This is a genomic window from Aureimonas fodinaquatilis (genome assembly GCF_008369445.1).
GTDB lineage: Bacteria > Pseudomonadota > Alphaproteobacteria > Rhizobiales > Rhizobiaceae > Aureimonas > Aureimonas fodinaquatilis.
In genome coordinates, this window is record NZ_VTWH01000001.1 from 251666 (window position 1) to 264994 (window position 13329).

Annotated in this window: 11 protein-coding genes; 5 read left to right on the forward strand and 6 right to left on the reverse strand. The window is 57.9% G+C overall.

The window, feature by feature from the left end; all coding sequences use genetic code 11:
* The first annotated feature begins 155 nt into the window (after positions 1–155).
* A complete protein-coding gene (locus FPY71_RS01280; protein WP_149296849.1) occupies positions 156–1358 on the forward strand; it encodes a pyridoxal phosphate-dependent aminotransferase in 1203 nt (400 codons plus the stop codon).
* Between the two features lie 369 nt (positions 1359–1727).
* Here FPY71_RS01280 and FPY71_RS01285 read toward each other — a convergent pair whose 3' ends face one another.
* Together FPY71_RS01285 and trxB are read right to left on the reverse strand one after the other, a co-directional pair.
* Entirely contained in the window at positions 1728–2624 is an 897-nt protein-coding gene (locus FPY71_RS01285; RefSeq protein ID WP_149296851.1) for a LysR family transcriptional regulator, read from the reverse strand.
* A 45-nt stretch (positions 2625–2669) separates the two neighbouring features.
* On the reverse strand, positions 2670–3644 hold the full coding sequence (trxB, locus tag FPY71_RS01290; RefSeq protein WP_149296853.1) for a thioredoxin-disulfide reductase: 975 nt from the start codon (positions 3642–3644) through the stop codon (positions 2670–2672).
* Positions 3645–4084: 440 nt separating this feature from the next.
* Between trxB and FPY71_RS01295 the strand changes: the two genes are divergently transcribed.
* The 4 genes from FPY71_RS01295 (at position 4085) to FPY71_RS01310 (ending at position 8898) form a co-directional block, all read left to right on the forward strand.
* Positions 4085–5854, forward strand: coding sequence for an ABC transporter ATP-binding protein (locus tag FPY71_RS01295; RefSeq protein ID WP_149296855.1), 1770 nt, complete (start codon positions 4085–4087; stop codon positions 5852–5854).
* Positions 5855–6044: 190 nt separating this feature from the next.
* Positions 6045–7433 carry a TrkH family potassium uptake protein gene (locus tag FPY71_RS01300; RefSeq protein WP_149298571.1) on the forward strand — a complete coding sequence of 463 codons (1389 nt, stop codon included), beginning with the start codon at positions 6045–6047 and terminating at the stop codon, positions 7431–7433.
* The gene (locus FPY71_RS01305; RefSeq protein WP_149296857.1) at positions 7430–8230 is read left to right on the forward strand and encodes a glycosyltransferase family 25 protein; all 801 of its coding nucleotides are present in this window, start codon (positions 7430–7432) and stop codon (positions 8228–8230) included. The genes FPY71_RS01300 and FPY71_RS01305 overlap by 4 nt, the downstream gene beginning before the upstream one ends.
* A gap of 200 nt (positions 8231–8430) precedes the next feature.
* Positions 8431–8898, forward strand: coding sequence for a hypothetical protein (locus FPY71_RS01310; RefSeq protein WP_149296859.1), 468 nt, complete (start codon positions 8431–8433; stop codon positions 8896–8898).
* Between the two features lie 86 nt (positions 8899–8984).
* Here the strand turns inward: FPY71_RS01310 and ccoS are convergent, their stop codons facing one another.
* Genes ccoS through ccoG form a run of 4 tightly spaced genes read right to left on the reverse strand, consistent with a single transcriptional unit; the run spans position 8985 to position 13325 of the window.
* Positions 8985–9140: a cbb3-type cytochrome oxidase assembly protein CcoS gene (gene ccoS, locus FPY71_RS01315; protein ID WP_149296862.1), complete on the reverse strand. Its 156-nt coding sequence runs from the start codon at positions 9138–9140 to the stop codon at positions 8985–8987.
* The gene (locus FPY71_RS01320; protein WP_149296864.1) at positions 9137–11365 is read right to left on the reverse strand and encodes a heavy metal translocating P-type ATPase; all 2229 of its coding nucleotides are present in this window, start codon (positions 11363–11365) and stop codon (positions 9137–9139) included. Before FPY71_RS01320 ends, ccoS begins: the two co-directional genes overlap by 4 nt.
* 2 nt (positions 11366–11367) lie before the next feature.
* Entirely contained in the window at positions 11368–11850 is a 483-nt protein-coding gene (locus FPY71_RS01325) for a FixH family protein (RefSeq protein WP_149296866.1), read from the reverse strand.
* On the reverse strand, positions 11847–13325 hold the full coding sequence (ccoG, locus tag FPY71_RS01330) for a cytochrome c oxidase accessory protein CcoG (RefSeq protein ID WP_149296869.1): 1479 nt from the start codon (positions 13323–13325) through the stop codon (positions 11847–11849). The genes FPY71_RS01325 and ccoG overlap by 4 nt, the downstream gene beginning before the upstream one ends.
* Positions 13326–13329 lie beyond the last annotated feature (4 nt).

A 13329-nucleotide genomic window follows, 5' to 3' on the forward strand; every position in this document is an offset into this window, starting at 1 on the left:
CAATTCAAATACCGTTTTCCAGCTATCACTTTAATTGATGGCTGATTGTGCTCAAACAGCCTTGCTTCCTCAGCCTTGCAGACCTAATCTTCGGCCGTTTTTGCGGGATGCGCCCGCAGAGAGTGCAACTCAATACTATCGCCGGAGCCTGCCAAATGGCCTTTCTTGCCGCTGCGCTTGATCGCGTGAAGCCATCCGCCACCATTGCCGTTTCACAAAAGGCGCGGGAGCTGAAAGCTCAGGGCCGCGACGTGATTGGACTGGGGGCCGGAGAGCCCGATTTCGATACGCCCGATAACATCAAGCAGGCGGCTATCGACGCTATCAACCGTGGCGAAACCAAATACACGCCGATTTCCGGAATTCCGCAGTTGCGCGAGGCAATTTCGGCCAAGTTCAAACGCGAAAACGGGTTGGACTATACGGCAGCGCAGACCATCGTCGCTACCGGCGGCAAGCAGGTTCTGTTCAACGCATTCATGGCAACCATGAATCCGGGCGATGAAGTGCTGATTCCAACTCCATACTGGGTCAGCTATCCGGAAATGGTGCTGTTGTGCGGCGGCACGCCCGTATTCATCGAAACCACGATTGAAGATGGTTTCAAGCTGACCGCCGAAGCGCTGGAAAAGGCGATTACGCCCCGCACCAAATGGTTTCTGTTCAACTCTCCATCCAATCCTTCGGGCGGCGCCTACACGCATGAAGAGGTCAAGGCGCTGACGGATGTGCTGCTGCGTCACCCGCATGTCTGGGTCATGACCGACGATATGTATGAGCATCTGGTTTATGGCGACTTCACCTTTGCCACACCGGCGCAGGTGGAGCCGGCGCTTTATGACCGGACTTTGACAATCAACGGCGTTTCCAAGGCCTATGCGATGACCGGCTGGCGCATTGGCTATGCCGCAGGTCCGTTGTCGCTGATGAAGGCGATGGACATGATCCAGGGGCAGCAGACATCCGGTGCCTGCTCAATTGCCCAGTGGGCAGCAGTGGAAGCTCTGAATGGACCGCAGGATTTTATCGCCAGCAACCGCACGATTTTCCAGGGGCGGCGCGATCTGGTGGTTTCGATGCTCAATCAGGCGACCGGCATTGAATGCCCGACACCCGAAGGCGCATTTTACGTTTACCCATCCTGCGCCAGCCTGATCGGCAAAACCACAGAGGCCGGGCAGCGCCTGGAAACGGATGCCGATTTTGTTTCGGCGCTGCTGGAACAGGAAGGTGTGGCTGTCGTGCAGGGTTCGGCTTTCGGCCTTGGACCCAACTTCCGCATTTCCTACGCCACGTCCGACGCATTGCTGGAAGAGGCCTGCAAACGTATTCAGCGTTTCTGCGCCAGCCTTCGATAGAATGACACAACAATCCGGCAGTGCGCTCATATAAGCGCTTTGCCGGAACAAGCCGCCAGGCAGTACGTCGCAGGAAAAACAGATCGCCTGTAACGCTTCGGAAATTTGGGCAAAAAAAAGCCGGGCTCTACGAACCCGGCTAAAAAGTAAGGGCCTACAAAGGCAAACCCTTGGGAGGAAACAGTCAGGCGGGGGAATGGGAGGAGGTATTCCCCGGCACCAACTGATTATGAAAATAGTGATTTATTCCCAAACGACCAGCGCGCATTGGTCATGTCAGCTATGCAAAAATGCATATCTTATCCATTTTGCAATTTCTGATGTCGAAAATGCCAAAGGATGTTTCGCGCTACGACGTTGATATATCTGCTAAAATGCCCAGGTGCGGGCTTTGGCAATCAGGAAATCTCGAAACACTTTGAGCTTTGCAGATTCTCGCAATTGTTCCGGATAGCAGAGATAAGTGTCGAAAGCCGGCATCTCCATTTCCGGCAGAACCTGAACCAGCTTTGAATCCTTGTCGATCATATAGTCTGGCAGAAGCGCCAGTCCAATACCGCGTTCAATTGCCGCTTTGATGGCCAGGAGGTTGTTGATCTGCAGAATGGCCGAACGCGAGGCGCCATCCGGCAGGCCCACTGTTTCCAGCGTGTTGAGATTGCGCAGGTAAGGGGGGGCCGGCTCACCGAATGTGATGATACGGTGCCGGTCCAGGTCGGCAATGGTTTCCGGTCTGCCATAACGCTGCAAATAGCTGGGTGCAGCGTAGACATGCAGATGCACCGTAAAGAGACGGCGCTGGATCAGATCCGGCTGTTGAGGCTGGCGCAGGCGAATGGCGCAGTCGGCCTTGCGCATGGTGAGGTCAATTTCCTCATTATCGAAAACCAGTTGCAGCTCCAGATCCGGATACAGCTCCAGAAATTCCTGCGCGCGCTGGGTCAGCCAGCCGGAGCCGAGCCCGACGGTGGTGGTCACACGCAGTTTTCCGGTTGGCTTTTCGCGCGTTTCCGTCAACTGCATGCGCACGGTTTCAAGCTGCTTCAGCACGTCTGTTGCTGTGCGAAACAGCAATTCGCCTTGCTCCGAAAGCACCAGGCCGCGGGCATGGCGATGGAACAGCGGCGCGCCGATCTCATGCTCCAGCGCGGCAACCTGACGGCTGATGGCAGATTGACTCAGGTTCAGCGCATCCGCCGCATGGGTGAATGAGCCAGCCTCCGCTGCGGCGTGAAATATACGCAGCTTGTCCCAATCAAGCGCCATCGTTCTCCTCCGCGTTACAGCCTGCTGTGATGACTATGGCCGATGTTACTCCGCCGCCTGTTGTGCGGTGCCGACAGTGACATTCGCGGCCAGAAAACGTTCGGCTTCCAGTGCGGCCATGCAGCCCAGCCCCGCCGCTGTTACAGCCTGCCGATAAACATCATCTGCCACGTCGCCAGCGGCATAGACACCCTCAATAGAGGTCTTGGTTGTGCCGGGTTCAACCCAGAGGTAGCCGCCGGGCTTCATTTCAAGCTGGCCGCCAAACAGTTCGGTCGCCGGTGCGTGACCAATGGCAACGAAAACACCATCGGTTGCGTGTTGCGAAAGTGCGCCGGTGTGCCGGTCGCGAAGCGTGATGCCGGTCACAGAGCGCAAAGGATGGGTAACGCCGGTGATTTCCGCCACCTCGGCGTTCCAGACGACTGAGACATTTTCGCGCGCCAGCAAGCGGTCCTGCATGATTTTCTCGGCGCGAAACGAATCCCGCCGATGAACCACCGTTACCTTGCTGGCGATGTGTGAAAGATACAGCGCTTCTTCCACCGCGGTGTTGCCGCCGCCGATCACAAACACATGCTTGTTGCGATAGAAAAAGCCGTCGCAGGTGGCGCAGGCTGAAACGCCAAAGCCCTGAAACGCCGATTCCGAATCCAGCCCAAGCCAGCGGGCCTGCGCGCCGGTGGCAATAATCACCGCGTCAGCGGTGTATACAGTGCCGCCATCACCGCGCAGGCGAAATGGTCGGGTGGAAAGGTCAGCTTCAACAATCAGGTCAGCCACCATCTCCGTGCCGACATTCAGCGCCTGCTGCTTCATCTGCTCCATCAGCCAGGGTCCCTGGACCGGGTCCGCAAAGCCGGGATAATTTTCCACGTCAGAGGTGATGGTCAGCTGACCACCTTCCTGCAAGCCGGCGACCAGCAATGGCTTCATCATGGCGCGTGCCGCATAAACGGCCGCCGTATATCCGGCAGGGCCGGAGCCTATGATCAGAATTTCAGCGTGGCGCTCGGTCATCTCAGTCACTCATCATCTGGATTGTGCCATGCAGATGGCAGCTATTGCACCCTCATTCAATAGAGGAGGGGGCGGGCAGAGACAACAAGCGGTTGCTCGAAAGCCACAGCTCAATGCCCGGTTTCACTTATGCTTGACCGGATCAAAACTCTGTTGCTAGATTGGAGGCTGATTTTGCAGCATTGTCCTGGCGCTGAAGCGGGATATGCTCACTCTCATCTTTTTCTCGAAGCCAAAAGGGGGCGACTGGATGCACATTCCGAACTTTGTTCGTCCCTCGACGATCCAAGCCACGCCCGGCTTCCCGACCACGCGTTAACAGCGCCAATATTCGGGCCTGGCTTCACGCCGCTTCGTCCCCGGCACCTCACCGCTTCGTGACTCTACAAGCAGATTTATGATCTTTTCTGGGGGCAGTCCATTTTGGGCTGCGCATTTCAATGTCTCTGTTTTCCAGTGGGCGAGCCGGTGCTGTTGCGCGGGTTCTAGGCTTTACTATCAACAATTGGCGCACACAGAAGCGGCTGGTTGCCACTATTCTGGGGTGCATTACGCTGGCGACGGCTGCCGATATTTTCATGCCGGTCTATGCCGGCCGGCTGGTGGATGCTGTCAGCATGGACCGCGATGCCGGGCTGGCGCATGCCCTGCCTGCTCTGGGCATGATGGCGGTGCTTGGGCTGGCGTTTGTGGTGCTGCGTCACATTGCATGGTCGGCTGTTGTGCCGATGTCGCTGGCAATCATGTCCCAGGTTTCGCAAACCGGCTTTGCGCAGGTTCAGCGTTTTTCGGCTGACTGGCATGCCAATAATTTTTCCGGCTCAACTGTACGGCAGGTGACACGTGGCATGTGGGCGCTGGATACGCTGCATGATGTACTGCTGCTGACATTGTGGCCCTCTCTGGTGGTGCTTGTGGGCAGCGTCCTTCTGCTTGGCTGGCACTGGCCGGTCATGGGCGTTGTCATGGGGCTGGGCGCAATTGGCTATATCTGGCTGACACTTGCCCTTTCCATTCGCTGGCTGGTGCCAGCGGCCAAGGTTTCCAACCGGCTGGATACGCGGGTGGGCGGCGTTCTGGCCGATGCGCTGGCATGCAACGGCGTGGTCAAGGCCTTTGGCGCGGAAGCGCGGGAAGAGCAGCGCCTTGGCACTGCGCTGGCAGACTGGCAGGCAAAAACCCGCATCACATGGATGCGTCACACATGGGCGGGAACCCTGCAATCCTGGTTGTTGTGGCTGATTCGTATCGGGCTGGCTTCGCTGGCGCTGTACATGTGGTGGCTGGGGCGGGCAACGCCGGGCGATGTCACCTATGTTCTGACGACCTACTTTGTTCTGCAGGGATATCTGCGCGACATTGGCATGCACATTCACAATCTGCAGCGGTCCATCAACGAAATGGAAGAACTGGTCGGCCTGCATGACGCCGCCCCGCAGATCCGTGATGTTGACCATGCGCCGCAGCTGAAAGTTCCGCATGGCGAGATTGTCTATGACAGGGTCGACTTCCATTATGCAGGCCATCGCACTCCGCTCTATCAGGACTTGAGTGTGACCATTCCAGCAGGGCAACGCGTCGGGCTTGTCGGGCATTCCGGCTCTGGCAAAACCACCTTCGTCAAGCTGATCCAGCGTCTGCATGAAGTCACGGGCGGCAGCATCTGCATTGACGGGCAGAATGTAGCTGAAGTGACCCAGCAATCGCTGCGGCGCAATGTGGCCATTGTTCCGCAGGAATCCGTGTTGTTTCACCGGTCACTGGCAGAGAACATTTCTTATGCGCGGCCCGGTGCAACGCAGGCGGAGATCGAGCAGGCGGCGCGTCTTGCTTCTGCCCATGATTTCATAAGCCGTATGCCGCATGGCTATGACACCATGGTGGGTGAGCGGGGCGTCAAGCTTTCCGGTGGCGAACGGCAGCGCGTGGCACTGGCGCGCGCTTTTCTGGCAGACGCGCCATTGCTGATTCTGGATGAAGCAACATCGGCCCTGGATTCAGAATCCGAATTGCTGATTCAGCAGGCGATGGAACGGCTGATGGCAGGCCGAACGTCACTGGTCATTGCGCACCGGCTGTCCACTGTGCGTGCACTGGACCGCATTCTGGTGTTTGATCAGGGGCGCATTGTGGAAGACGGCAATCATGCCGAGTTGATCCGCCGGACGGGCGGCCTGTATCGCCGGTTGGCGGAGAGGCAGGCTGCTTGATACGCTGCTCTTCGAGAGGGGCCGTTTCATGTGCTGATGACATCATGTGAAACGGCCTGGCGGCGGATAGGTTTTCACAATGAGACGGGTTAAAAGAAACTGACAGGGGCGATTGCGCACAGGCAGGTTGCAGATTTTCAGGACCGTATCTCACGTTTCATCAATCTTCGGCCTGGCGCTTTCCGCCGCCATGCTGCTGCCTGCGCTGGTGGACTTTGCCTATAACAATGATGACTACCTCGTGTTCATCGGCTCAGCGGCGCTCTGCGCCGTTGTGTGCAGCCTGGTGGCGGTGGCCACGCAGGGCGTTCGCATTTCGCCATCGCCGCGGCTCGGCTTTGTGCTTGTCACGGGTGTCTGGCTGGTCAGTTGCATCGTTGCGGCGGTGCCGCTGTATCTGGCCTCGATCAATCTGACATTTGCCGATGCGTTTTTTGAATCGGTTTCCGGCCTGACGACCACGGGCGCAACCGTCATTTCGCACCTGGATGATCTTCCGCGAGGCATCCTGCTCTGGCGCTCTTTGCTCAACTGGCTGGGCGGTATCGGTATCGTCGGCATGGTGCTGTTGATTCTGCCGTCATTGCGGGTGGGTGGCCTGTCGCTTTTCCAGCTGGAAAGTTCAGACAAGTCGGACAAAATCCTGCCACGGGTGCAACAACTGGCCAGCGGCATCGTGGCGGTTTATCTGGTGCTGACCATCGCCTGTGCCGTGGCCTATGCCATGCTGGGCATGAGCAATTTTGACGCCGTCAACCATGCCATGTCCACTGTGGCGACAGGCGGGTTTTCAACGCATGATGCCAGCCTTGGCTATTTCAATAGCGACGGCATTTTGCTGGTTGCCATTGTTTTCATGATTCTGGGTGCGCTGCCCTTCGTGCTGTACATCCGCTTTTTCATGCCACGTCAGTTTCAACGGTGGGCAGATCCGCAGATCAAAATCTTTCTGGGGCTTTGTGTCGTTTTCTCGCTGATGCTGACTGCCATGCGCATGGTGCACAATGAGGTGGATTTTGGTGAGGCGCTGATCTCATCCACGTTCAACCTCGTGTCGATCATCACCACGACGGGGTTTATTTCCGAAGATTTTACCCGCTGGTCGCATGCCTCTGCCGGAGTGTTTTTCATCGCCATGTTCATTGGCGGTTGTGCAGGGTCCACTTCGGGCGGCATCAAGGTCAACCGCATCATCATCCTTTTCACCATGGTGCAGACGGTTTTCGGGCGGCTGCTGAAGCCGCATTCCGTGCAATCCTTGAAATATGGCCACCGCGATATCTCCATCGAGGCAGCGCAAAGCGTGGCAATTTTCTTCTTTCTGTTCATGGCGCTTCTGCTTTTTGGCACTGGTGTTCTTGCCATGCTTGGGCTGGACTTTCTGACGGCATTTTCCGGCGCGCTGACGGCTGTTGCCAATAACGGCCCGGGCTTCGGCGAAATCATCGGGCCGGCTGGCAACTTCGCTGCCGTTGACGACTATGCCTTGTGGGTGCTTTCCTTTCTGATGGTGGTTGGCCGTTTGGAAATTGTTACGGTATTGATCCTTCTTTCGCCGGTTTTCTGGAGAACCCGATGATCCGTTCCGTCTTCATCAATCTGGATTCTGCCGTGGAACGGCGCGCCTATATGGAAGAGCAGGGGCGCAAAATCGGCCTGCCGCTGGAGCGGCTGCCCGCCGTGAAGGCTGACACCATTGCCCCCTCTCTCATGCAGGGACTTGGCCAGAGCTGGGAACGTCCACTCACTCCATCTGAGCTGGCATGCTTTCTGTCACATCGGGCGGCATGGTGGCAGGTTCTGGCGGAAAACCGCCCCATGCTGGTGTTGGAAGATGATGCAGTGCTTTCGTCGGAACTTCCCGCGGCCATTGCCGCTGCGGAAAATCTGAGCGGAATTGATTTTTTGAATTTTGAGGATTTTGACCGGCGGCGCTTTGTGCGCAGGGGCGGGGCAATGCCGCTGATGCCGGGCGTTAGTCTGGTCAGTTCTGCGCGGGATAAGGCGGGTTCCGCGGCTTACATGCTGTGGCCCAGCGGTGCGCGAAAGCTTCTGGCATTGTCAGAGCGCAGAGCCGCTCCGGCGGATGCGTTTCTGCATGCGGAGGCGCGGCTGGCATCCAGAATCAGTGAGCCGGCGCTGGCTGCGCAAATGCATGTTCTGGCCGCAAGAGGGCAGGATTTCGGTGCGCATGCTGCATCATCCATTCAAGCGGTGCGGCACAAACTGCCATTCAGTCGCAAAAACCTGCATTTTTTCCGGCGGCGATTGATGACGCAACTTCGGCTTGCGCCCTATCATCTCGGGCGGCTTGGGCCTTTAAGTTATCGGAAAATATTGTTCCAACCCTCTGCGGCTCCAGCCAAGACGTCATAAATATTTTCTCTGGAACGTTTCTCATGACACGCTCTAATACAGGCTGACAGACTTTGTGACCTTTGCGTGAGTGAGCAACTGTCTACTGCGACACAAAAATAGCTTATTCTCAGGCGGGCGCGGTTTCGTGCAGAACGTAGAGTTGGAGCCCTTGGATGATCAGGAGATCATTTGGACGGTTCTGGTGCTGGAATGGGTCTATGACGCGATATGCATGGGTTGTGATTGGCGGCTGTATGGCAGGTTTGCTTGCCGCATGCTCGACTCCGCAAACGGTGCAGCCGTTTTCCGACTCGGCGCACTCATTGCAAAGCTACGATTTTTCCCGGCTGACACCTTTTCCAAGGCAAACGCCCCGCGCGGAATATGGCGCTCCCTATGAATTGCGGGTTGATGAAATGGAAAGCGTGCTGGTTGGTGTCTCGCCACAGCTTTCCGATCCGGCATCCGCACGGTTGGTTCGGCTTCAGGCACGTCAGCGCGTGCAGGGGGCCGTGGAGATGTGCGGTCTTGCGCAATCGGCCAACCAGACTGGCGGTGACGCCCGCATGATGCTGTTTGCCGGGTACCTGACGCATGGCGCAGATGGCACAGCGCATTTTTCTCCGCTGACAGATGCGGACATGATCGGCAAGATGGAATTCTGCCGATCACGTGGACTGACCTAGAGCGGTCAGCCGAAGCTGCATAGTTTCCTGTCTGTTCGCATCGTCCAGCCATTGAAACCCCATGGCTTAAACGAATAATGCCTCCATCATCGGTCTTTGCGGGGTTCATCATCAATCAGGATGCGCACGGCCGCACCGTCGAGATCGTCATACTGGCGGCTTTTGAGCGTCCATAAAAACGTGAACAGCCCGGCAATGCCAAAGACCAGGGCGACCGGAATCAGAAACATCAGAACATTCATCTGCTTTGCTCCTTGAACCTGCGTTTTGCGGCGCGTCTGGCGCTGAGGTTCAACGTCAACGCATTCCCCACAACAATAATCGATGAGGCGGACATGCTGACAGCGGCTATCAGCGGCGTTGCAAAGCCCAGTACGGCGATTGGAACCGCAATGACATTGTAGCCGATGGACAGTACAAAGTTCTGGTAAATCTTCCGCCTTGCCGCTTTCGCAGTCACGATGGCCTGCACCACAGGTTCTAGCTGCTCGCCGGTAAACACCAGATCGGCTGCTGCCTGCGTTATATCGGCACCGCTGGCTGGCGACATGGAAACATGCGCGGCGGCCAGAGCCGGGGCATCATTCAGCCCATCGCCAATCATCAGCACCTTATGGCCGTCCCGGGCCAGACGCTGCAGGGTCGCGACCTTATCGCCCGGAAGACATTCGGCAACAAAATGGTCAATGCCGGCCTCTGCGGCCACATGTTCTGCAACGCTCTGCGCATCTCCGGAAAGCAGCATGACCGGCATGCCCATCTTCTGCAATTGAGCCACCACCCTGGCAGCATCGGCGCGCAAAGCGTCGCTGAAGCCGAAGCTGGCGTTGAATTGCCCGTCAACCGAAAGCCAGACTTCGGTTCCACTGATTTGCAAAGGCTGATCCTCGTCCACAACCCAGCCGGGGCGGCCCAACCGGATCAGCCTGCCTTCATAGCGCGCTTCCACGCCATGGCCGGGAATTTCGACAAGGTCGTCCACTTGTGGCGCTGTGATTGCAAGGTTTATTGCCTGTTGCGAAAGGCACTGCGACAAAGGATGTCGGCTGCCGGTGGCCAGTGCTGCTGCCAACAACCAGCTTTCCGAATTTTGCGGCGGCGCCGAAACCACGACAGGACGCCCAGCGGTCAGGGTGCCGGTTTTGTCCAGAACCACAAAATCCACCTCAGACAGTTTTTCCAGGCCAGCACCGTCTTTCAGAATAATGCCCGCACCCAAAAGCCGCCCGGCGGCAACAACCTGCACGGCAGGCACCGCCAGACCCAGGGCGCAGGGGCAGGTGATGATCAACACGGCAATTGCCGCTGTGAGGGAAGGATGAAAGGCATTGCCGAGCAGCAGCCAGCCGCACAGTGTGGCCAGTGCTGCGGCATGCACCACCGGCGTGTAGAGGCGTGAGGCGCGGTCGGCCATGCGCACAAACTTGCCATCCGGCCGCTCGACCTTCTCCATCAGGCGCACAATATCTGCCAGCAGCGTCTGGCTGCTCCGGGCGGTTGCACGGATGTCCAGCATGCCGGTCAGGTTCATCACACCGGCATGCACATTGCAGCCCGGTTGCACCGCCTCCGGCACGGATTCTCCCGTCAGAATGGCGCGGTCCACATCGCTGCTGCCATGCACCACTTCGCCATCAATGGCGATGCGCTCGCCCGGCAAAGCGCGAATAACGTCGCCCGGTTGAATGGCGGTGATGCTGATATGGCGCAGGATGCCGCCCGGTTGCACCAATGTGGCAATGGATGGGGTAAGAGACAGCAGTCTGGCCGCGGAAGCATGGGCCATGGCGCGCATGCGATGGTCCAGAAGCCGCCCGACGAGCAGAAAGAACAACAGCATGACGCTGCCATCAAACCAGGCGTGACGCCCGCTGGTCGCAGTTTCATACAGGCTCAGCGCCGTAGCCCCCAGAACACCAATTGCAATTGGCACATCCATATTGGTGCGGCCATGGCGCAGTGCCCGCCAGGCAGAGCTGAAGAAGGGCCGTCCGGAATAGGCAATTGTCGGCAAGGCAATCAGTGCCGATAACCAATGGAACATATCCCGCGTGGCGCCTTCCGCCCCGGACCACACCGAAACAGACAGAAGCATAATGTTGGCCGAGGCAAAGCCGGCAACGGCCATGGCGCTGACCAGTTGCCGGGTTTCCCGGTCCACCGGGTTATCGCGCAGGATTGCCGGATCAAATGGCCGGGCTTCGCGCCCGGCATCCAGCAATGCCGACAAAACCCGCTCTGGTGGAAAGCCGGGGCTGAGCGTCACGGAAAGCCGCCTTGTCGTCAGATTGGCACGTGCCGCCACAACGCCGTCAATTGATCGGGTGGTCCTTTCAACCTTGGCTATGCAGCCAGCGCAGTGCATATCCGAAACGAGGAATTCGGCCAGCGTCTGCCCCTGTTCATTCTGCCGCAGCAGGGAAGGGTCAATGCCCTCATGCACAAATGCGATGCTCTGGCTCATCATCTTCAATCCACAACAATGGAGCGGGTGGAGCGCCACAACAATTCGTCATTGTCATGGGCCTCAATGCTGACCAGCCAACGGCCACGCGGCAGGGCTTCCATCGCCGAAAATCCTTTCGCGGTCGCGGCAAAATCCAGGAGTTTGTCCTGCGAAGCACCCGCCGGGCGACCGACAAGGGCCGAAACCTCAAAACCGGACAGAAGCGCGCCGCTCCTCTCGCGCAGTTCCAGCAGCAACACGCCATCGGGCGCGGTCAGTCTGGCCTGCCAGCCCTGCGCCTCCTGCGCAGCCGCATCATCCAGCAGGCGGTTGTAGTTCTGGCTGGCCACATAGCTGTTTTTTGCATTCAGGCCCGGAAATGTGCTGATGGCGGAATAGGCCATGAACACATTGACCGAAATGATCGTGCCGAAAAAGGCAACGACCACCGCCAGCATGTGCCAGCCCGTAAAGCGGAAACCGGTTGCTTGATATTGCGCGTTCATTGGCTTGCCTTTGCTTCAAAATGCGCTGCCACGCGGGTGGTTTCGCCGCTCTTCAGGTCCTGCACCGCAAAGCTGAAATCGGCCGGAAGAGCGTGCTGTTCCGGGCGGAGCAGAAACACACGGACATTGCTGACAGAATCCGCCTGCACACGCACTGTCAGTTCCCGTGCGGGTTCGCTGCGATTGTCGGCCAGCCACATGCCGGCATCGTCGATACCATCCAGTGAAATGCGGAACTCACGGCTTTCCAGCGCCTTGTTCAGCAGCTTCAACGTAAAGCCATTGCGCACACTGCCATCAGACAGGGTGACGTAGAGCGGTGCGCGATCCGGCAACACACTCATGTCTATCGATTGCCGGGTCAGCAGCGCATACAGCATGCCAAGGCCAATCACACCCAGAAGAGCGCTGTAAAGAACAGTGCGAGGCCTGAACAGAGTGGCCAGGGATTGCCGCTTGTGCATCCGGGTGGCGTTCGCGCGCCCGGTTTCTGCTGCGAGCACGGTGCTGTCTTCATAATCGCGCAGGTTGGAATAGGCTATCAGCCCCAGCGGCTTGCCAATTTTGCCCATGACATTGTCACAGGCATCAATGCACAACGCGCAGGTGATGCATTCAAGTTGCTGCCCGTCGCGAATGTCAATTCCAACCGGACACACGGCAACACAAGCATTGCAATCCACGCAATCGCCAACATCCGCCCCGCTGGCGGCGGCCTTTTTTGCATGGCGCGAACGCGGTTCTCCACGCCAGTCGTGATAGGTGACAATCAACGAGCGATCATCCAGCATTGCGCCCTGAATGCGCGGCCATGGGCACATGTAAGTGCAGACCTGCTCACGCATGAAACCGGCCAGCCAGAATGTTGTGCCGGTCAGAAATGCCACGGTGAAATAGGCAACCGGCGCAGCCTGCAGTGTGAACAGGTCAACCAACAACGTGGGAGCGTCGGCAAAGTAAAACACCCATGCGCCGCCGGTGGACGCTGCAATCAGCAGCCACAAGGTCCAAACCGTCAGCCGTTTGCGCAGCTTTGTCGCGCTCCACGGCGCCGCATCCAGTTTGATGCGCGCATTGCGGTCGCCCTCAACGTAACGCTCCACCGCCATGAACAGGTCGGTCCATACGGTTTGCGGGCAGGCATAGCCACACCATGCGCGCCCTGCGATGGACGTGACGAGAAACAGGCCAAGACCGGCCATGATCAGCAATCCGGCCACATAGTAAAATTCCTGTGGCCAGATTTCGATGGCGAACATGTAAAACCGGCGATGAGCCAGATCCAGCAGGATGGCCTGATCCGGCGCATTGGGTCCGCGATCCCAGCGTATCCACGGCGCAATCCAGTAGAAGCCGAGGCAGAGAAACAGGAGAATCCATTTCAGGCGGCGATAATAGCCCTGAACCGCTGACGGGTAGATTTTCTTGCGCGCAATATACAGTGCGTCATTGTCTGTTTCGATGTCTCCGGCCATTGGT